Source organism: Streptomyces sp. A0958, from assembly GCF_004795035.1.
Taxonomy (GTDB): Bacteria; Actinomycetota; Actinomycetes; order Streptomycetales; family Streptomycetaceae; genus Streptomyces.
This window is the reverse complement of sequence record NZ_SSBK01000007.1, coordinates 140,864-160,819: the sequence shown is the minus strand read 5'-3', so window position 1 is coordinate 160,819 and position 19,956 is coordinate 140,864. Positions and strand designations below refer to the sequence as shown.

General features: G+C 72.7%; 16 protein-coding genes. 9 read left to right on the top strand and 7 right to left on the bottom strand.

Annotated elements, in window-relative coordinates; all coding sequences use genetic code 11:
• The first annotated feature begins 157 nt into the window (after positions 1 to 157).
• From E6P78_RS10395 to E6P78_RS10375, 5 genes are all read left to right on the top strand, one after another.
• Positions 158 to 1,093, top strand: a complete 936-nt coding sequence (locus E6P78_RS10395) for a diiron oxygenase (RefSeq protein ID WP_136203253.1) — start codon at positions 158 to 160, stop codon at positions 1,091 to 1,093.
• 26 nt (positions 1,094 to 1,119) lie between these two features.
• Complete coding sequence (locus tag E6P78_RS10390; protein ID WP_136203252.1) at positions 1,120 to 1,872, top strand: TetR/AcrR family transcriptional regulator; 753 nt, start codon at positions 1,120 to 1,122, stop codon at positions 1,870 to 1,872.
• Positions 1,873 to 1,889: 17 nt separating this feature from the next.
• Positions 1,890 to 2,213 carry a hypothetical protein gene (locus E6P78_RS10385; protein WP_136203251.1) on the top strand — a complete coding sequence of 108 codons (324 nt, stop codon included), beginning with the start codon at positions 1,890 to 1,892 and terminating at the stop codon, positions 2,211 to 2,213.
• A 53-nt stretch (positions 2,214 to 2,266) separates the two neighbouring features.
• On the top strand, positions 2,267 to 4,978 hold the full coding sequence (locus tag E6P78_RS10380; protein ID WP_136203250.1) for a PQQ-binding-like beta-propeller repeat protein: 2,712 nt from the start codon (positions 2,267 to 2,269) through the stop codon (positions 4,976 to 4,978).
• Positions 4,979 to 5,146: 168 nt separating this feature from the next.
• Positions 5,147 to 6,295, top strand: coding sequence for a C40 family peptidase (locus E6P78_RS10375; protein ID WP_136203249.1), 1,149 nt, complete (start codon positions 5,147 to 5,149; stop codon positions 6,293 to 6,295).
• Positions 6,296 to 6,326: 31 nt separating this feature from the next.
• Here E6P78_RS10375 and E6P78_RS10370 read toward each other — a convergent pair whose 3' ends face one another.
• Genes E6P78_RS10370 through E6P78_RS10350 form a run of 5 tightly spaced genes read right to left on the bottom strand, consistent with a single transcriptional unit; the run spans position 6,327 to position 12,338 of the window.
• Positions 6,327 to 7,568, bottom strand: coding sequence for a styrene monooxygenase/indole monooxygenase family protein (locus tag E6P78_RS10370; protein WP_136203248.1), 1,242 nt, complete (start codon positions 7,566 to 7,568; stop codon positions 6,327 to 6,329).
• 40 nt (positions 7,569 to 7,608) lie between these two features.
• The gene (locus E6P78_RS10365; protein ID WP_136203247.1) at positions 7,609 to 8,259 is read right to left on the bottom strand and encodes an ATP/GTP-binding protein; all 651 of its coding nucleotides are present in this window, start codon (positions 8,257 to 8,259) and stop codon (positions 7,609 to 7,611) included.
• Positions 8,240 to 8,656 carry a DUF742 domain-containing protein gene (locus tag E6P78_RS10360; RefSeq protein WP_136203246.1) on the bottom strand — a complete coding sequence of 139 codons (417 nt, stop codon included), beginning with the start codon at positions 8,654 to 8,656 and terminating at the stop codon, positions 8,240 to 8,242. The genes E6P78_RS10365 and E6P78_RS10360 overlap by 20 nt, the downstream gene beginning before the upstream one ends.
• On the bottom strand, positions 8,653 to 9,132 hold the full coding sequence (locus E6P78_RS10355) for a roadblock/LC7 domain-containing protein (protein ID WP_136203245.1): 480 nt from the start codon (positions 9,130 to 9,132) through the stop codon (positions 8,653 to 8,655). Before E6P78_RS10355 ends, E6P78_RS10360 begins: the two co-directional genes overlap by 4 nt.
• A complete protein-coding gene (locus tag E6P78_RS10350; protein ID WP_136203244.1) occupies positions 9,129 to 12,338 on the bottom strand; it encodes a nitrate- and nitrite sensing domain-containing protein in 3,210 nt (1,069 codons plus the stop codon). Before E6P78_RS10350 ends, E6P78_RS10355 begins: the two co-directional genes overlap by 4 nt.
• A 364-nt stretch (positions 12,339 to 12,702) precedes the next feature.
• Between E6P78_RS10350 and E6P78_RS10345 the strand changes: the two genes are divergently transcribed.
• Positions 12,703 to 13,488 (top strand): protein phosphatase 2C domain-containing protein, encoded by a 786-nt coding sequence (locus E6P78_RS10345; RefSeq protein ID WP_136203243.1) that lies wholly within the window; start codon positions 12,703 to 12,705, stop codon positions 13,486 to 13,488.
• 37 nt (positions 13,489 to 13,525) lie between these two features.
• Here E6P78_RS10345 and E6P78_RS10340 read toward each other — a convergent pair whose 3' ends face one another.
• Positions 13,526 to 14,008 (bottom strand): MarR family transcriptional regulator, encoded by a 483-nt coding sequence (locus E6P78_RS10340; RefSeq protein WP_136203350.1) that lies wholly within the window; start codon positions 14,006 to 14,008, stop codon positions 13,526 to 13,528.
• A 240-nt stretch (positions 14,009 to 14,248) separates the two neighbouring features.
• On the opposite strand from E6P78_RS10340, the gene E6P78_RS10335 reads away from it, so the two are divergent.
• Positions 14,249 to 15,091, top strand: a complete 843-nt coding sequence (locus E6P78_RS10335) for a lysozyme (protein WP_136203242.1) — start codon at positions 14,249 to 14,251, stop codon at positions 15,089 to 15,091.
• Between the two features lie 284 nt (positions 15,092 to 15,375).
• The gene (locus tag E6P78_RS10330; RefSeq protein WP_240799136.1) at positions 15,376 to 16,056 is read left to right on the top strand and encodes a polysaccharide deacetylase family protein; all 681 of its coding nucleotides are present in this window, start codon (positions 15,376 to 15,378) and stop codon (positions 16,054 to 16,056) included.
• A 159-nt stretch (positions 16,057 to 16,215) separates the two neighbouring features.
• Here E6P78_RS10330 and lon read toward each other — a convergent pair whose 3' ends face one another.
• Positions 16,216 to 18,636: an endopeptidase La gene (gene lon / locus E6P78_RS10325; protein WP_136203241.1), complete on the bottom strand. Its 2,421-nt coding sequence runs from the start codon at positions 18,634 to 18,636 to the stop codon at positions 16,216 to 16,218.
• Positions 18,637 to 19,207: 571 nt separating this feature from the next.
• Between lon and E6P78_RS10320 the strand changes: the two genes are divergently transcribed.
• Positions 19,208 to 19,900, top strand: a complete 693-nt coding sequence (locus E6P78_RS10320) for a spermidine synthase (RefSeq protein ID WP_136203240.1) — start codon at positions 19,208 to 19,210, stop codon at positions 19,898 to 19,900.
• The last annotated feature ends 56 nt before the right edge of the window (positions 19,901 to 19,956 follow it).

Sequence of the window (19,956 nt, the reverse complement as noted above, 5' to 3'; positions counted from 1 at the left end):
GTACGTCGTAACACAGCGCGTTACCGGCTCAGTTGGCAGGTTCACACGTTGGTAGACGCCCGGTCAACAAGTCGTGCGCAAGGGATTGACGGCCTTGCTGACACGCAGTCTCATAGTGGGTGACCGCCGGTAACCCATGTGTGAGGTGCCTCCAGCCATGACGACCGTGACCGAAAGCGACCTGCAGACCCTCCGCGACGCACTCGGCCCGCTGCGCGGCCGCGAACAGATCGCGGAGCGGCTGCTGGAGGCCTCGGCCAAGCACTCCTTCGACCCGGACAAGGAACTCGACTGGGACACGCTGCCCGAGGACGGCAAGTGGTTCTGGCCGCCCGAGCTGGTCTCCCTCTACGACACCCCGCTGTGGAAGCGCATGTCGCACGACCAGCGGCTCGAACTGGCCCGGCACGAGGCGGCCTCGCTGGCCTCGCTCGGCATCTGGTTCGAGATCATCCTCATGCAGCTGCTGGTGCGGCACATCTACGACAAGCCGGCGACCAGCAGCCACGTCCGCTACGCGCTCACCGAGATAGCCGACGAGTGCCGGCACTCGATGATGTTCGGCCGGATGATCACCTGGGGCAACGGACCCACCTACTCCGTGCCGCGCAGATACCACAACATGGCCCGCATCCTGAAGAGCGTCTCCACGACGCCCGGTTCCTTCGCCGGCACGCTCCTCGGCGAGGAGATCCTCGACTGGATGCAACGGCTCACCTTCCCCGACGAGCGCGTCCAGCCGCTGGTGCGCGGGGTGACCCGCATCCACGTGATCGAGGAGGCGCGGCACGTGCGCTACGCCCGCGAGGAGCTGCGCCGCCAGATGGTGACCGCCCCACGCTGGGAACGCGAACTGGCCCGGCTGAGCTGCGGGGAGGCGGCCCGCGTCTTCTCCGTCTGCTTCGTCAACCCGCAGGTGTACGAGAACGTCGGCCTCGACCGCCACGAGGCCGTCGCCCAGGTACGGGCCAGCGGCCACCGGGCCGAGGTCATGCAGACGGGCGCCAAGCGGCTGACGGACTTCTTCGAGGACATCGGGGTCCTCAACGGCGTGGGGCGCAGGCTGTGGAAGAGCTCGGGCCTGCTGGCCTGAGGGCCACAGCCCTTACGCTGGCCGGTATGACCCCTGCCGCAGCCGCGCCGCCCGGACGCGCGTACCGAAGGCTCAGCGTCGAGGAACGGCGCGCCCAGCTGCTCGGTGCGGCGCTCACCCTCTTCGCCCACCGGGCCCCCGACGAGGTCTCGCTCGACGAGGTCGCGACGGTGGCCGGGGTGTCGCGCCCGCTGGTCTACCGCTACTTCCCCGGCGGACGGCAGCAGTTGTACGAGGCGGCGCTCAGGTCGGCGGCGGAGCAGCTGAAGCTGTGCTTCGCCGAACCGGCCGAGGGCCCGCCGACCGAGCGGGTGACGCGCGTCCTCGACCGCTATCTGGCGTTCGTGGACGAGCACGACGCCGGGTTCAGCGCCCTGCTGCGGGGCGGCAGCGTCGCCGAGACGTCCCGGACGAGCACGATCGTGGACGAGGTACGGCGGGCCGCGGCCGAACAGATCCTGCTGCACCTGGGCCACGACGCGCACAGCGGGCCCGCGCCCCGGCTGAGCATGATGGTGCGCACCTGGATCGCCGCGGTCGAGGCCGCCTCGCTGATCTGGCTGGACGAGGACAAGCGGCCGGACGCGTCCGAACTGCGGGACTGGCTGGTCGACCAGTTCATCGGCCTCCTCGCCATCACCTCGGCCTCCGACCCGCAGACCGCCTCCGCCGTGGCCGCGCTGCTGCCCCTGGAGACCGCCGCGGGACCGGCCGGCCGGCTGGCGGACCGGCTCGCCCCGCTGGTCGGCGCGGCCGCGCATCTGCTGCCGCCGGACTGATCGGTCAGACTGGCGCGGTGAGAAGCGAGAACACCGCCTTCGTCGGCGGCCCGCTGGACGGCCGGGTCCTGCCCGTCCTCACCGGCGCGACCGGCCACCCGCCCAAGTGGTACGAGGTCCCCGTCCCGGACGCCGACGGCGGACCGGCCACCGTGTACGCGTACCGCAGGGCCCCGGCCGGACACACGAAGCGGCTGGGCATCCAACGGGGCTGGGTGTACGAGTACGTCCCCGAGGGCCGCGCGCCCCACCGCCCCCGCTGGCCCTGGTCCGAACCGGGGGGCGATGGCGGCAAGGGGCGCCAGGAACCGCCCCGGCATGATCCAAACGAAAGGCCCTAGGATCGGCCGTCTGGTCCAGGGACGGCCAGGGACGGTCACAAGGGGGGTGCGCCATGGAGGCGCTGCGTCAGGACGATCCAGGGCGCTTCGGGCCGTACACCGTGCTGGGGCGCTTGCGTGAGACGGCCGCGTCGGTGCAGTACCTCGCACGCGGTACGGCCGCGCAGGACCTCGTCGTCGTCACCGCGGCCCGGCCCGCGCTCGCCGCGCTGCCCGCCTTCCGGCACCGCTTCGACGCGGAGGCGCGCATCGCGGGCCGGCTGGCGGGCGGCTGGGTCGCGGAGGTGCTCGACACCCCCGCGGACGGCTCGGGCGAGGACGACCGGCCGTGGACCGCGTCGGCGTACGTGCCCGCGCTGCCCCTGGCCGAGGCGATCGAGACCGTGGGGCCGCTACCCGAGCGTGCCGTGCGGATACTGGGCGCCGCCATCGCCGAGACGCTCTCCCGCGTGCACGCCACCGGGGCCGTGCTCCAGGGCCTCTCCCCCAGGACCGTGCTGCTCGCCGAGGACGGCCCCCGGCTCGCCGCGTTCGGACCGCTGGGCGCGGCGGCCGAGGCGGAAGCGGGCCCGGGCGGCGGTCTCTCCGTGCGGCTCGGCTATCTGACCCCCGAACAGCTCGCGGGCGAGGCGGCGGGCCCGGCGTCCGACCTCTTCGTGCTTGGTCTGCTGCTCGCCTACGCGGCGACCGGGAGCACCCCGCTGGCGGACGGCCCTCCGGCCGGGGCCGCCGAGCGCATCGCCCGGGCGGACCCCGAACTGGGGGGCGTCCCGGACGCGTTGCGCGACCTGGTCGCCCGGTGTCTGGCCAAGGACCCGGCCGACCGCCCCGGCGCGGGGGAGGTGGCCGCCGAACTGGCGCTGGAGGGCGCGGCCGGCCTCGCGGCGGGCGGCTGGCTGCCGGACCGGCTGTCGGCGGCCGTGGCCGCGCAGGGCGCCACGGCCCGCCGGCTGGCGGCGGAGCCCGAGCCGGACGAACCCGTGCCCGCGCCGGCGACGGAGCCCGTGAATGAATCCGTGTCCGACGAGAAGGCGTCTGTGGAGAACCCCGTGTCCGATCACGATCCGGTGTCCGACGAGAACCCCTCGGGCGCCCAGGGCGCGGACGCCCCGAAGTCGTACGGGGACGTCTGGGACGCCGTGGCCGCCGCACCCCCCGGGGCCGGCATACAGGACGCCGTACCGCACAACCCGGCGCCGCCCGCGCCCGCCTGGCAGCAGCCGCCCGTCGCCGGAGCCGTCCCCGGCAACCCCGTACCGGCCCCCGACACCCGCACCACGCAGCTCCGGACCATCGGTCAGCAGGCCTCCGCCCCCTGGCCGAACACGGGGACGTACGAGCAGCAGCCCTACGCCCAGCCGGCGCAGCCCCCGCAGCCGCTCCCCGCACCCCTGCCTCCGGCACCCGCTCCGAACGCCGCCCCGCCCGCCGGGCCCCGGCCGGCCGGTCCCAACCGGCGGGCCCTGCTGTTCGGGGGTGCCGCGGGCGTGGCCGGACTGCTGATCGGGGGCGGGGCGGTGTACGCGCTCGGGTCCGGCGACGACGCGAAGGCCGCCGACGACCCCAAGCCCGCGCCCAGCTCCGGCGGGCCCACCCTGGCCGGGGCCGCGCCGCAGCCGCGCTGGATCTACACCCACCCGGAGGCCGAGCCCGCCCCCCTGACCGCCGCGCTCTGGAACGACCGGCTGCTGGTGCTGACCGACGAGCAGCATGCGAGCGCCGTCGACCTGCGCACCGGGCGCCGGGTCTGGGAGAACGCCGACGGCGCCAAGGGCCGGGCCGCGCTGCCCGTCGACGAGGAGCACTGCTTCGTGGCGGGCCCGGCGGAGTTCCTGTGGATCTCGGCGAAGGACGGCGAGGTCGCCCACCGGCTGGCGTACACCGACGGCTTCCAGGGCGCGCCGGGACTCGAGCTGAGCACGCTCGTCGGCGCGGAGGGGGCGAGCATCTGGTTCACCGCCGCGCACGAGGTCACCGTGAAGGCGCCCAAGCCCAAGAAGGGCAAGAAGCGCGGCAAGGACAAGCAGGTCGTCAAGTCGTACCTGTTCGCGTACGACGTCGTGCAGCGCAAGGAGCTGTGGCGGACGCCGGTGCCCAACGGCCGCGGCGACGTCGCGCCGGCGTACCGGATGATCGCGGTCCGCCCGGACTCCGTCGTCGTACGGCAGCGCCCGACGACCCTCACCCCCGCCCAGGTGAAAGCCGCCAAGAAGAAGTCGCGGTTCAGCAGCTACGACCGGAAGACCGGCAAGCTCCAGTGGACCAAGGCGTTCGGCACGGTCGGGCCCGACGCGGCGGCCACGGGCGACGAGGACGGGGCGCTGTACGCGGCGGACGGCACCGGTCTCCGCGCCTTCGAGACGCCCGGCGGCAAGGCGAAGTGGACGCTGAAGGGCGGCCGCGACTCGGCCTACGGGCCCTCGGTCCTGGCGGACGACCTGCTCACGACCAACGTGAACCAGGAGGTGGGCGCCGTCGACCGCACGAGCGGGGAGCCGCGCTGGCGGCGTTCCACGGAGGCGACGCCCGACAGGACGGCCCCGCTGATCACCGTCAGTGGCTCCGGCGACACCGTGCTCGCGGCCGGCACCGGGCAGGTCACCGCATTCGCGGCGGCCGACGGGCGGCGGCTGTGGAAGTTCCAGGACATCGGCAACCAGGACCCCAAGGGCGCCACGGTCACCGACGGCTACCAGGTGCTGGCCTACGGCAAGACGGCGGTCGTCCGGCGCGGCCGCACGGTCTACGCCTTCCCGGTGGTCTGACCGCGCGGCCCGGGAGGCGCGCCGCCGCCTTCCGGGGGAATCCGGGGGCGCCGGCCCGCCGCCACGCCTCCGGCTTCTTGCATCGCCCCGCGCCGGGTGAGCGTATGGACGAATTGCGCTCACTCATGGGGTAGTCGCACGATTCGCCCCGGTTCCGGAGGTGATGTCGTGTCGGGCACTTGGCTGCGTTCCCTCGGCACGGCGGCGCTGGCCGCCGTCGTCGTGACCTCTCCGGCCGCCGCCGTCGCGGCGCCCTCGCCCGGTCCCGCGCCCGGGGCGGCGGACGGCAGCGTCGCCGGGCTGCTGAGCGAGTTGCAGCGGCTGTACCAGCAGGCGGAAGAGGCCACCGAGACCTACAACGGCACGGCGGCCGAGCTGAAGAAGCGGGCCGCGCGGGCGAAGAAGCTCGACGCCTCGCTGGCCACCGCCCGGCGCGCGCTCTCCCGCAGCCGCGACGACGCGGGCCGGCTGGCCCGCGAGCAGTACCAGGGCCGGTCCGACCTCTCCGCGTACCTGCGTCTGCTGCTGATGCGCGACCCCGAATACGCCCTGGACCAGGGGCAGGTCATCCAGCGGCTGGCCGCCGGGCGGGCGGCGACCGTGCGGCGGCTCGGCGCGGCCGAGAAGCGGGCCGACGAGCTGGCGAAGGAGTCCCGCAAGGCCCTGGACGAGCAGCAGGTCCTCGCCGCACGGCAGAAGAAGGAACGCGACACCGTGCGGACCCGGCTGAAGCAGGTGGAGGCGATGCTCGCCACGCTCTCCGCGGACCAGCTCGCCGAACTCTCCGGCCTCGAACAGAAGACCACCGCCCAGGCGCAGAGCGCCCTGGTCGCCTCCGGGGCGCTGTCCTCGACCCGGCCGCCGTCCGCGCAGGGCGGTGCGGCCGTCCGGTACGCGGTCCGGCAGATCGGCAAGCCGTACGTGTGGGGCGCGGAGGGGCCGGATTCGTTCGACTGCTCCGGGCTGACCTCGCAGGCCTGGGCGAGCGCAGGGCGCACCATTCCGCGCACCTCGCAGGAGCAGTGGCGGCAGCTGCCCGGGGTGCCGATGAACGCGCTGCGCCCCGGCGACCTGGTGGTCTACTTCCCGAAGGCGACCCATGTGGCGCTGTACATCGGCAACGGCCTGGTGGTGCAGGCGCCCCGGCCGGGCTCGCGGGTGAAGGTCTCCCCCGTGGCGTCCAACCCGGTGCTGGGCGCGGTGCGGCCGGACCCGGAGAGCGCCCCGCTGGCCACGTACAAGGCACCCGAGCTCCCCGACGGCGCGTCCGCCGGGTCCGACGAGGGGTACGGGTCCTCCTCGGCCCCGGCCTCGTAAAGGCCGGGGCGGGAGGTTCGCAGGGGCCGGCTCAGGCGGCGGGCCCCGCGACCGAGGCGAGGTAGGCGTTCGCCTTGTCCGGGTCGAAGAAGAAGTTCTCGAAGTCCGCCGGGTCGTCGAAGCCGTTGGCGAAGCGGTCCGCGACCGGCTGGAGCTGTCCGCCCGCGCCGATGAGGTTCAGGACGTGCTCCGGCGGGGCGCCGAGCATGGCGTTCGTCCACTTCGTGACGTGCTGGGCGGTGTCCCAGTACCGGTCGAACGTGGCCTGCATCCACGCCTCGTCGAACTCCCGGTCGCCGTGCTCGACAATCGAGTCCAGGTAGGCGTTGGCGCACTTGGAGGCCGAGTTGGAGCCCTGGCCGGTGATCGGGTCGTTGGCGACGACCACGTCCGCCACACCGAGCACCAGGCCGCCGCCGGGCAGCCGGCCGATCGGCTTGCGGACGGTGGGGGCGTAGCGGCCGGCGAGGGTGCCGTTGGAGTCGGTCAGCTCGACCTTGGTGGCGCGGGCGTACTCCCAGGGGGTGAACCGCTCCATCAGCTCCAGCGTCTTGGCCAGGTGCTCCGAGGGGTCCTTGATGCCCTGGAACGCGTCGAGCGGCCCGCCCGGGACGCCCTCCCAGAACAGGATGTCGGCGCGGCCCGAGGTGGTCAGGGTCGGCATCACGAAGAGTTCGCCGACGCCCGGGACCAGGTTGCAGCGCACCGCGTCGAAGTCGGGGTGCTCGGGGCGCGGGCCCATGCCGTGGACGTACGCCACGGACAGCGCGCGCTGCGGGGCGTCGTACGGCGAACGGGACGCGTCCCGGCCGAACATCGAGACCAGCTCGCCCTTGCCGGCCGCGACCAGCACCAGGTCGTAGGCGCGGGAGAAGTAGTCCAGGTCCGAGACGGCCGCGCCGTGGATGACGAGCTGGCCGCCGCGCTGGGCGAAGGTCTCCATCCAGCCGGCCATCTTGACGCGCTGGTCCACGGACTGGGCGAAGCCGTCCAGCCTGCCGACCCAGTCGACGGCGCGCGAGGAGTCGGGGGCGGCGACCGAGACGCCGAGGCCTTCGATGCGCGGGGCCTGGGACTCCCAGAAGTTCAGCTGGTAGTCCCGCTCGTACTGGAGCGCGGTGTGGAACATGCACTGCGTCGACATGACCCGGCCGGAGCGGATCTCGTCGGCCGTGCGGTTGGACATGAGGGTGACTTCGTACCCCTTGGACTGCAGTCCAAGGGCGAGCTGGAGCCCGGACTGACCGGCTCCGACTATGAGTATCTTCCGCATCGCGGTTCTCCGTTGTATGGGGCGGGGGCGCCGAGGTGGGCTACGCGGGGCTGGCGTCGAGGGCGTGGCCGACGAGGGCCAGCAGCGATTCGACGACCGTGATCCTGTTGCGCGCGTCCATGATCACCACGGGGACGTGCGCGGGGACGGTCAGGGCCTCCCGGACGTCGTCCGCCTCGAACCCCGGTGTTCCCTCGAAGTGGTTGACGGCCACGATGTACGGCAGCCCGCAGCTCTCGAAGTAGTCGAGGGCGGGGAAGCAGTCGGCGAGCCGGCGGGTGTCGGCCATGACGACCGCGCCGATCGCGCCGCGCACCAGGTCGTCCCACATGAACCAGAAGCGCTGCTGGCCCGGGGTGCCGAAGACGTACAGCACGAGGTCGTCGTCCAGCGTGAGCCTGCCGAAGTCCATGGCGACGGTCGTCGTGGTCTTGTCCGGCGTGGCGCTGAGGTCGTCGGTGTCCTCGCTGGCCCGGGTCATCATCGCCTCGGTCTGCAGCGGGGTGATCTCGGAGACCGAGCTCACGAAGGTGGTCTTGCCGACACCGAAGCCGCCCGCGACCACGATCTTGGTGGCGATCGGGGCCCTGGTGCGGTCCAGCTGCCAGGGCTGGAGCTTCTCCTCGGGCTGGGCCTCCGGACCCGGCTGCCGCGGGGCGAACAGCGGCGACTCAGAGACGGCGGAGTCCATCGAGCACCCTTTCGAGCAGTGCGCGGTCGGGCTGGCCGGTGCCGTGACCGGTCCCGTACACGCGGATCTTTCCCTGGTCGGCCAAGTCGCTGAGCAGCACCCGGACCACGCCGAGCGGCATCTTCAGCAGGGCCGAGATCTCCGCGACGGTACGCATCCGGCGGCAGATCTCGACAATGGCCCTGAGCTCCGGCATCAGACGCGACGCCAGGTTTCCGTTGGTGAGTTCGCGGCGCTCCTCGGGCGCTTCCAGCGCGGCGACGAACGTCTCGACCAGCAGCACGTGCCCGAAGCGGGTGCGGCCGCCGGTCAGCGAGTACGGGCGAACCCGCGCGGGCCGTTTACCGGCCCCCCGTACGGGAAGTTTGCGGGCGGGTCCGGCAGCGGCGTGGCTCACTGGGCGCTCTCCATCGATTTGCGCAGTTCACTGCGGAGTTCGGGGGTGAGTACGTGTCCGGCTCGGCCGACGAAGAGCGCCATGTGGTACGCGATGACGCTCATGTCGCAGTCGGGTGCGGCGTGCACCCCGAGCAGCGATCCGTCGCTGATCGACATGACGAAGACGCTGCCCTCCTCCATGGCGACCATGGTCTGCTTGACGCCGCCGCCCTCCATCAGCTTCGCGGCACCGACGGTGAGGCTGCCGATGCCGGAGACGATGGTCGCCAGGTCGGCGCTGGAGCCGCGCGGCCCGCTCGGTCTCCCCTGTGCGGGGGCGCTCCGGTGGCCGGGGTCGGAGGAGAGCAGCATCAGCCCGTCGGACGAGACGACGGTGACCGAGTGGACCCCTGGCACCTCCTCGACGAGATTGCTCAGCAACCAGTGAAGGTTCCGGGCCTCGGTGCTCAGCCCGAATGTGCTGGGCGCAGTCAACTGCGTGCCTCCTCGACTGTGTCCCCCGTCTCTCCGGTCCGGCCGTCGCTACGGCCTGCCGGCTCGGCGTGCTCGGTACGTGTGGTGCCCAGGGCCGGTCCCGTGCCCTCGGCGATCTCCGCCTCGACGTCGCGGCGGCCGTCCTTCGCGCCCTGGTGGAAGCCGCCGAGCCGGCGCCTCAGGGCCTCCTTGTCGACGCTCCCCCTGCGCTCGGCGGCGGGGGCCCCGGCGGGCCGGACGATCTTGGGCGTCCGCTTGGGGAGCCCCTTGTCGGTCACCCGTCCGGCCTCCGGCTTGCGGGGGCCGGGGACGGCGTCGGCGACGGGTTCCGCCGCCTCGGGGGTCTCGGGGACTGCGGATGCCGCCGGGGCCGGAGCGCTGTGCGGGCCCTCGTCGGCGGCGCGCTCGTGGCGGTCGGGGCCGATGGCGTACGGCCCGCCGGCGGTCGTGGGCTCGGGCACGTCGTCGGTCCGCGGCGGCCGGGGCAGCCGCACCTGGAGGGTGGCCTCGGGGTCGGTCTCGGCAGCGGGGGCGGTCTCGCGGCCGGGCTCGGGGGTGGGCTCGGCGGCGGGCTCGGGGGTGGTCCCGGGGGCGGGCTCGGGGGTGGTCCCGGGGGCGGGCTCGGGGGTGGTCCCGGGGGCGGGCTCGGGGGCGGTCCCGGGGGCGGGCTCGGCGGCGGTGTCCGATGCCTGTGGGACGTGCGAGGTCTCGGGGGTCTCGGGGGCCTGAGGAGCCTCAGGGGCTGCCGCGTCCGCCGGGGCGTCCGTGGCCCCGGAGGTCTCCGTGGCCTGCGTGAACTCAGCGGTCGCCGTGGCCCCAGCGGTCGCCGTGACCTCCGTGGTCTCCGTGGCCTGCGTGAACCCAGCGGTCCCCGTGGCCCCAGCGGTCCCCGTGACCTCCGTGGTCTCCGTGACCTCAGCGGTCTCCGTGGCCCCAGAGGTCTCCATGACCTCAGCGGTCCCCGACGCAGCGATCACGCGTTCCGCCGCCGCGATCATCGGATCGTCGGACGTCGACGGGCCGCGACCCGGCAGGGCGTTGGAGTTGGCCTCGGCCACCGAGCCCGGCAGGTTCAGCGTGGACTCCTCGCCGTGGGTGGTGACCGGCGGCGGCGTGGCGGCCGGGAGCGCCTTGGGGAGCAGGGCCTCGGGGAGCACGACGACCGCGGTCACCCCGCTGCCCTTCTGCTCGCGCAGCTCCACCCGTACGCCGTGGCGCGCGGCGAGCAGCGAGGTCACCTGGAGGCCGAGGCCCGCACCGTCCGCGTTCTGCTCGCCGGCCTCGAAGAGCGTCGGGTCGGCGAGGCGGGTGTTGAGCTCGCCCATCCGTACGGAGGACATGCCGATGCCCTCGTCCTGGACGGAGAGCATCACCTCGCCGGTCTCCAGGAGCCAGCCGGAGAGCTGGACGTGGGAGTCGGGCGGGGAGAACGAGGTCGCGTTCTCCAGGAGTTCCGCGACCAGGTGGCTGAGGTCGTCGGCGGCGAACCCGGCGACCTGGGCGTGCGGCGGGAGGGACTGGATGGTGACCCGCTCGTAGCGCTCGATCTCGCTGACGGCGGCGCGCAGGACGTCGACCAGCGGGATCGGGCCCGGGTGCCCGTGGCCGTGCTCCGCGCCCGCGAGGACCAGCATGTTCTCGCTGTGGCGGCGCATGACCGTGGCCATGTGGTCGAGCTTGAAGAGCGTGCCGAGCCGTTCCGGGTCCTGCTCGCGCTCCTCCAGGGTCTCGATGACGCCGAGCTGGCGCTCGACCAGGCCGAGGGTACGCAGGGAGAGGTTGACGAAGGTGTGGTGGACGGTGTTCTTCAGCTTCTCCAGCTGGGCCGTCAGGTCGGCGACGCGCGCCTGGAGTTCGGCGCGCTGCCCGGTGAGGGCCTCGCGTCCGGCGATCAGCTCGGCGCGCTCGGTCTCCAGGGACTCGAACCGCCCGTTGAACTCCGTCAGCAGCCCGTGCAGCTGGCCGTGCAGGGCGTTGATGGAGCGGACGACCTGGGCGAACTCGTCGTTGCGGCCGGTGTAGCGGACCGGTTCGGCGGTGGCGGGCTCGGCCGCGAGGCGGGCGGCGCCGATCCGCAGCACGGCGAGCGGCTGGGTGAGGGTGCGGGCGACGGCGGTGGAGACGCCGACGGCGACGAGCAGGCAGCCCCCGAGGAGCGCGATGCGCAGTTCGAGGGCCGTGACGTCGTCGTCGCGCAACTGTTCGAGCCGTTGGGCCTGGGTGGTGCCGAGGGCGGACTCCACCGAGCGCATCCGGTCGACCCGGGCGGAGAGCACCGCCGCGACCTTCTTGCTGCTGACCTCCAGGTCGGAGTCGGAGAGCTCGGGGCGGTCGGTGAGCTCGGCGAGGTATTTCTCGGCGCTGTTGACCTCGGGCCCCGTGACGATGGAGGCCAGCTTGTCGCGGGCGGTGGCGCCGGCGGACTGGTCGAACTCGGCGAGCGCGGACAGCTCGCCGACCCGGGCCTGCTGGGCGGCGGCGCTCAGCGCGTCGCGGGTCCGGTCCTCCTTGGTCTCGCCCTCGTCCTGGGGCTGGACGGGGAGGCCGGTGAACGGGTCGATCCGGGGCGTCGTCTGCTGCGGGCGGGGCACGGCGAGCGCGGCGAGCAGCAGCCCGCGGGTGGCGGCGGCCTGTTCGGTGGCCCGGCCGAGCGCCTGCGGGGTGCGGGTCTCCTCGGCGGCGCGCGGCGGGGTGTCCCGGGCGAGCTCGTCGGCGAGGCCGTGGAGCTTGGCGATGACCTCGGAGTACGCCCGGTGCGCCTCCAGCGCCGTGCCCTTGCCGCTGACGGCGTCCCGGCGCAGGGAGGGGATGGTGGACAGGTCGCGGCGCAGGTCGGCGGGGGCCGTCTCCCGGATCTCGTCCACCTGCTGGTCGACGCGGGTGCTGCGGCTGCCCGGCTCGCCCTCACGGCCGCCGGCGATGTACGCGGTGACCTCGTCGCGCTCGTCGGCGAGGGAGTGGGCGAGCGAGATGGCCTGCTGGTTCAGCTCGGCGAGGGTGACCAGCGCCTGCGAGTCGGTGAGGTCGGACGAGGCGGCGAGGACCGCGGGCGCCCCAGCGGCTATGACGGTGATCCCGACGACGGCGACGCCCGCGACCAGCCTGGTGCGGACGCGTACGGTGCGGCCGTTCCCGGCCGGGGCCGCCGGCGCCTCCCCGGAACCGCTGTTGCTGCCGCCCTTGCTCCGAGGCCGCTTCTTCTGCACCGGTGCTCGCAATCTTGACTCGTCCGCCCTTGAAGCAGAGGTGACGCACGGTCACATGAACGAGCGCCCCGCCCCCTGGTACGGCTTCCGACCATTCCAGTGCTTTTGCGGAGGGGGCACGCATCAACCGCTCCGCCACTCGAACGAGTGAACATCAATCCTGAGTTGGCGAACAAGTCTTCCCGCCGGACTCCGGGGCCACCCGCGGACACCGGCTGGAACTTCCGGGCATGCTTTGGCAGGATGCCCGCCCGCATCCCGGGGCGAAGTGATTCCTTCCGCCCCGTCTGCCCGTCTGACCTGCTGGTACGCACCAATCCCGGTGCCGTGCAGGCTCAGTGAAGGCATCGTGCAGACTGGCGGCATGCGTATCGAACTCGCTACCGCCGCCGGCACGCCCGGACGCCCGAACGAGGACTGGACCGCCACGGTCCTCCCCGCCTCCGGTCAGGGCGGAGGGCTGGTGCTGCTCGACGGTGTCACGCCCCCGCAGGGCGACGACGGTTGTGTGCACTCGGTCCCGTGGTTCACCGCGAGGCTGGGTGGGGCCCTGGTCGAACTGTCCGGTTCGCGGCGGGATCTGACCCTGCGGGAGGTCCTGGCGGAGTCCATCCGGCGCACCGCGGAAAGCCACCGCCTCACGTGTGACCTTTCTCACGCGCGTACGCCACAGGCAACCGTCGTCGTGGCGCGTTGGGACGAGACCGAGGTCGAGCACCTGGTGCTGTCCGATTCGGTGCTGCTGTTCGAGTCGCCCGGCGGGGGTGTACGCGCTGTGCTGGACGACCGGCTCGACCGGCTGGCGCCGGAGCTCCTCGTCTCGGAAGCGGTGGCCGACGCCCGGGCGCGCAACAAGGAGGACGGCTTCTTCACGGCCGCCGCCGATCCGGCCGTGGCGGACCGTGCGGTCACCGGGCGGACGCCGCGCGCCGAGGTGCGGGCGCTGGCGGCGATGACGGACGGGGCGAGCCGCTGGACGGAGATGTTCGGCGAGGGCGACTGGGCGGACTGCCTCGGGGTCCTCGACAAGGAGGGGCCGCAGGGACTGATCGACCGGGTCCGGGCCCTGGAGGACGCGGACACGGAGCGTACGCACCTGCGGCGGGGCAAGACGCACGACGACGCGACTGCGGTCTTCGCGCGCCTGTGAGGCCGTACGCGGGCGGCGGGGCGGCAGCCGGTCACCGTCAGTCCTCGGCGCGGGCGTTCAAGTGGTGCAGCAGGCGGGCCAGTTCCGCGACCTCGGCGCGGTCCCAGTCGGCGAGCTTGCGCACATAGCGGTCGCGGCGCGCGTCGCGCACGCTCCGGAAGCGGGCCAGGCCCTCCTCGGTGAGGTGGACGAGGAAGGCGCGTCCGTCGGCCGGATCGGGCTCCCGCGCCACCAGTCCGAGGGCTTCCAGGGCGCGGAGTTGACGGCTCATGGTGGCCTTGCCTACGCCGAAGTACGAGGCGAGGTCGGTGGCCCGCTGACGCCCGGCGGATTCCAGGCGTACGAACAGGCCGTAGGCGGCGGCCTCCAGCTCGGGGTGCACCTCGCGCGCCATCTCACCGGAGTTCGCCCGCGCGCGGCGCAGAAAGACGGCCAACTCCAGCTCCAGGGCGAGGAATTCGTGGTCCACACCACTTCCTCCGGTTGCGCTGGGTTCACGCCCGCTGTCGCTCCCGTCCACGCCAACACCCCTCATGAGCTTTCCTGCCGCCGAAAGTTTCTTCCGCCGCCGGTCATCGCCGCAGCTCGGCCAGTATTTCGCAGGAGTAGACCAACGGCACAGCCCGGGCCCTCTTCCGCCACCCGGGTCTACGTGCGTAGCGTCATGCATGGCATGTCCACACCATGACATGTCTCCGGGGTCGCCGTGCGACGACCCCCGGGTCAGCAGATCCCCCCACTGAGGCCTCGGAGGCACGCAATGCCCGTGCACAGATCCGGCTCCAAGAAGACCCGCCGCTCCCGCTTCGCGGCGGCGGGCACTCTGCTCGCAGCTCTCTCCCTCCTCATCGCCCTGCCCGGCGCATCGAACGCGGCGACCGGTGACCCGACCGCGCCCGCCCGCGGCACCGCCACCATGGGCATGGGCGTCGTCGCCCACGACGGCCAGGGCGGTCTGCCGATCGGCAGCCGCGCCGGCCAGACCGAGGGCGTGGACGTGGCCAGCTACCAGGGCAACGTCGCCTGGTCGACGCTCTGGAACAGCGGCGTCAAGTGGGCCTACACCAAGGCCACCGAGGGCACGTACTACACGAACCCCTACTTCGCCCAGCAGTACAACGGCTCGTACAACGTCGGGATGATCCGCGGCTCGTACCACTTCGCGACGCCCGACACCACGAGCGGCGCCGTCCAGGCCAACTACTTCGTGGACCACGGGGGCGGCTGGTCCAAGGACGGCAAGACCCTGCCGGGCGTGCTCGACATCGAGTGGAACCCGTACGGGGCGCAGTGCTACGGCAAGACCGCGGCCCAGATGGTCTCGTGGATTCGCGACTTCGTGAACACGTACAAGGCGCGCACCGGACGGGACGCGGTCATCTACACCGCGACCAGCTGGTGGAAGGACTGCACGGGCAACAACGCGGGCTTCGCCACCACCAACCCGCTGTGGGTGGCCCGGTACAACTCGACGGTCGGCGAACTCCCGGCCGGCTGGGGCTTCTACACGATCTGGCAGTACACGTCGTCCGGCCCGACGGTGGGTGACCACAACCACTTCAACGGCGCCCTCGACCGCGTACAGGCACTGGCCAACGGCTGACACCACCCTCTTCACCCAACGAGCCCGGTGACGCACCCCGTCGCCGGGCCTCGTCGCGTTCACTCCGCCGACCAGGCGTTTCACGTGCCCGAGCCCGGCCCCACCCCGCTATACAACCGGTGTATACGCCACATGTATAGTCGGCGTCCCAGGCCGCACACCGAGTGCGCCGTCCACGTACGTACAGGGAGTGGCCCACCGTGCCCAGTAAGACGAAGTCGATCGGTACGGGGTTGGCCGTCGCCCTTGTGACAGCCCTCACGCTGACGCTGAGCGGCTGCTCGATGGAGACCACCGCACCCGGCTCCGCCCGCGCCGACGCCGGCTCGGACGCCAAGGGCTCGTTCGGCCCGGTGGACTGCCGCAAGGCCAAGTGCATAGCCCTGACCTTCGACGCGGGCCCGGCCGAGGACACGCCCCATCTGCTGGACATCCTCAAGGAGAAGAAGGTCCACGCGACGTTCTTCCTGCTGGGCAAGAACCACGTCAAGAAGCACCCCGACACCGTCCGCCGCATCGAGGCCGAGGGACACGAGGTCGCCAACCACACCTGGTCGCACGAGATCCTCACGGACAAGAAGCCCGCCCAGATACGGGCCGAGCTGGAGAAGACGCAGAACGCGATAGAGGCGATCACCGGCAAGAAGCCGCGGCTGATGCGCCCGCCGCAGGGTCGCACCGACGACACCGTCTCCGGGATCAGCAAGGACCTCGGCCTCTCCCAGATCCTGTGGAGCGCCACCGCCAAGGACTACTCGACGACCGACTCCGAGCTGATCAAGAAGCGGATACTCGACCAGGCGAGCAAGGACGGCATCATCCTGCTGCACGACATCTACAAGGGCACGGTCCCCGCGGTGCCCGGCATCATCGACGCGCTGAAGAAGCAGGGCTACACCTTCGTGACGGTGCCCCAGCTGATGGCGCCCGCCGAGCCGGTCCCGGGGACGATCTACCGCCCGTAGTACCCGTCATGCCTGCCTGTCCACCGCCCGCAGTACCCGTCATGCCGGCCTGTCCACCGCCCGCAGTGCCGGCCTGTCGCTGCCCGTAGTGACGGCCTGTACGCGGAACGGTCCGCCTCCCCGCGAGGGGAGACGGACCGTCCGTACCGGCCACGTCCGTCACGCCGCGGCCGGAATCCTCCGCTCCGCCGGGGCCGAGGCCGGGGCGAGGGCGATCTCCAGCACCTGCCGGACGTCGGTGACGGGATGGACCTCCAGGGTCTCCAGCACCTCGGCCGGGACGTCGTCCAGGTCGGCCTCGTTCCGCTTGGGGATCACCACGGTGGTGATGCCCGCACGGTGCGCGGCCAGCAGCTTCTGCTTCAGCCCGCCGATCGGCAGCACGCGCCCGGTCAGCGAGACCTCACCGGTCATCGCCACGTCCGTGCGCACCAGCCGCCCGGAGAGCAGCGAGGCCAGCGCGGTCGTCATGGTGATGCCCGCGCTCGGGCCGTCCTTGGGGACCGCGCCCGCCGGGAAGTGGATGTGCGCCCCGCGGTCCTTGAGGTCCGCGACCGGCAGTTCCAGTTCCGCGCCGTGCGACCGCAGGAAGCTCAGCGCGATCTGCGCGGACTCCTTCATGACGTCGCCGAGCTGACCGGTGAGGGTCAGTCCGGACGCCCCGGTCTCCGGGTCCGCGAGCGAGGCCTCAACGAAGAGCACGTCACCGCCGGCCCCGGTCACCGCGAGCCCGGTGGCCACGCCCGGCACCGCGGTGCGGCGCTCGGCCGGGTCCTGGGCGGACTCGGGGACGTGGTGCGGGCGGCCGATGAGACCGCGCAGGTCGTCCTCGGCCACCGTGAACGGCAGCTCGCGGTCGCCCAGCTCGTGCTGGGCCGCGACCTTGCGCAGCAGCCGGGCGACGGCCCGCTCCAGGTTCCGTACGCCGGCCTCCCTCGTGTACTCGCCGGCCAGCTTGCGCAGCGCCGACTCGTCGAGGGTGACCTCGTCCTTCTCCAGCCCGGCCCGCTCCAACTGGCGCGGGAGCAGGTGGTCGCGGGCGATGACGACCTTCTCGTCCTCGGTGTAGCCGTCGAGCCTGACCAGCTCCATCCGGTCGAGCAGCGCCTCCGGGATGGCCTCCAGGACGTTGGCGGTGGCGAGGAAGACGACGTCGCTGAGGTCGAGCTCGACCTCCAGGTAGTGGTCGCGGAAGGTGTGGTTCTGCGCGGGGTCGAGCACTTCGAGGAGGGCTGCGGCCGGGTCGCCCCGGAAGTCGGAGCCGACCTTGTCGATCTCGTCGAGCAGGACGACCGGGTTCATGGAGCCGGCCTCCTTGATCGCCCGGACGACGCGTCCGGGCAGCGCCCCGACGTACGTACGCCGGTGGCCGCGGATCTCCGCCTCGTCCCGGACACCGCCGAGCGCGACGCGGACGAACTTACGGCCCATGGCGTGCGCGACGCTCTCGCCCAGCGAGGTCTTCCCGACCCCGGGAGGGCCCACCAGGGCCAGCACCGCGCCGCCGCGCCGCCCGCCGACGACGCCGAGCCCGCGGTCGGCACGCCGCTTGCGCACCGCCAGGTACTCGGTGATGCGCTCCTTCACGTCCTGGAGCCCGGCGTGCTCGGCGTCCAGGATCTCCTGGGCGCCCCGGATGTCGTACGCGTCCTCCGTCCGCTCCGTCCACGGCAGCTCCAGGACGGTGTCGAGCCAGGTCCTGATCCATGAGCCCTCGGGGCTCTGGTCGGAGGCGCGCTCCAGCTTGTCGACCTCCTTGAGCGCGGCCTCGCGGACGTGCTCGGGGAGGTCGGCGGCCTCGACGCGGGCCCGGTAGTCGTCGGACTCGTCCTCCGGGTCGCCGTTGAGCTCGGAGAGCTCCTTGCGTACGGCGTCGAGCTGGCGGCGCAGCAGGAACTCGCGCTGCTGCTTGTCGACGCCCTCCTGGACGTCCTTGGCGATGGACTCGGCGACGTCCTGCTCGGCGAGGTGTTCACCCAGCCACTGGATGGCGAGCTTCAGCCGGGCGACCGGGTCGGTGGTCTCCAGCAGCCGCACCTTCATGGCGGTGGTGAGGAAGGGCGAGTACCCGGAGTTGTCGGCGAGCGCGGAGACGTCCTCGATCTGCTGGACCCGGTCCACGACCTGCCAGGCGCCGCGCTTCTTCAGCCAGCTGGTGGCGAGCGCCTTGTACTCCTTGACCAGTTCGGCGGCGGCCCCGGGGAGCGGTTCGGGGACGGAGACGTCGACCCGGACCCCTTCCACCCAGAGCGCGGCGCCCGGTCCGCTGGTGCCCGCGCCGATCCTGACCCGGTCGCGGCCGCGGATGAGGGCGCCCGGATCTCCGTCGGAGAGCCGTCCGACCTGCTCCACGATCCCGAGGACGCCGATCCCGGTGTAGGTCCCGTCGATGCGCGGGACGAGCAGCACCTCGGGCTTGCCCCCGCCTTCCCGGGCCGCGGCCTGCGCGGCCTCCACGGCGGCGCGCACCTCGGCGTCGGACAGGTCCAGAGGCACCACCATCCCCGGCAGCACGACCTCGTCGTCGAGCGGCAGCACGGGCAGGGTGAGCGGTGTGACGGCGTTGGACTCAGTAGCCATGATCTCCCCTTCGGCAGTCAAGTTGAGCTATGAAGACTCAATGCTCGTGAGCCGCACAATGTTCCCCGGAGCGTGTTCGCTCTGAGCGATCAGGGGGCGGGGCGTACGGGCCGAACGCCACCGCGGCCCGCGCCCGTCGTCAGTGGCGGCTGCCGCGATGCGCGGACATCGACACGGTCGGCCGGGAAAGACGGGCCCTGGACCGCGTGACGGCCGAGCCGTCCGAGGCCGCACAGCTCCGGGAGGAACCGGACGACGACCTTTGACAACGCCCCCTGACAACGACCCCTGGCACACGACCGTCAACCGCCTCCGCGACGCCTTTGTGCCCCGGCCGCCCACCGCGCGGCTCCCGGGGCGGCTTCCGGCGTGGCTTCCGGCGAGCTGGGCCCGGAGTTCCGCGTCCACGTGACCGGGCCCGTCGGCTTACTCGCGGACGGGTGCGGCGGCCGGCGGGTTCCCGGAGGGAGGCCCCCGGCGCCGCCCGGTTCCGGGAACCCGCTGGCCCCCGCGCGTCCGGCCGCGACAGGATGGCGGTGACACCGACCGCCGTCCACCGGAGATCAGCGCCATGCCCCACACGTTCGGCCCCGCCGCCGACGCCCCCGTGACCCTGGACCGCCGCGAGGGACCGTACGGGGAGGTCGTCCTGCGCAGGCGGGGCGAGGACTTCGAGATCATCGCCAACGGGTGCTTCCTCATGGACACCTCCGACGGGCGCTCCGAGCGGCTGCTGATCGACGCCGCGCTCGCCGCGCTGCCGGCCGGCCGCGCCGAGCCCGCCGTCCTCATCGGGGGGCTCGGCGTCGGGTTCTCGCTAGCCCGCGCGGCCGCCGAGCCGCGCTGGGGCAGGATCGTGGTCGCCGAGCGGGAGCGGGCGATCGTGGACTGGCACCTGGACGGGCCGCTGGCCGGGATCTCGGGGCCCGCGCTCGCCGATCCCCGGACCGCCGTACTGGCCACGGATCTCGTCGCATACCTGCGTACGACTACGGACCGTTACGACGCGCTGTGTCTGGACATCGACAACGGGCCGGACTGGACCGTCACCGAGGACAACGGGAACCTCTACTCCCCCGCCGGTCTCGCGGACTGCCACGCGCGGCTCACGCCGGGCGGTGTGCTCGCGGTGTGGTCCGCACAACCGTCCGCCGCATTCGAGCAAGCCCTTCGGGATGCCGGGTTCCACGGGGTAAGGACGGAAGAAGTAGGCGTTGCCCGAGGTGTTCCGGACGTGGTCCATCTCGCCGTTCGGGCGCTCTGAACATCCCCCGGCCGGGTATCGCGGACGCCCGGGCGCGCCGGGGCCAAGCCCCACAA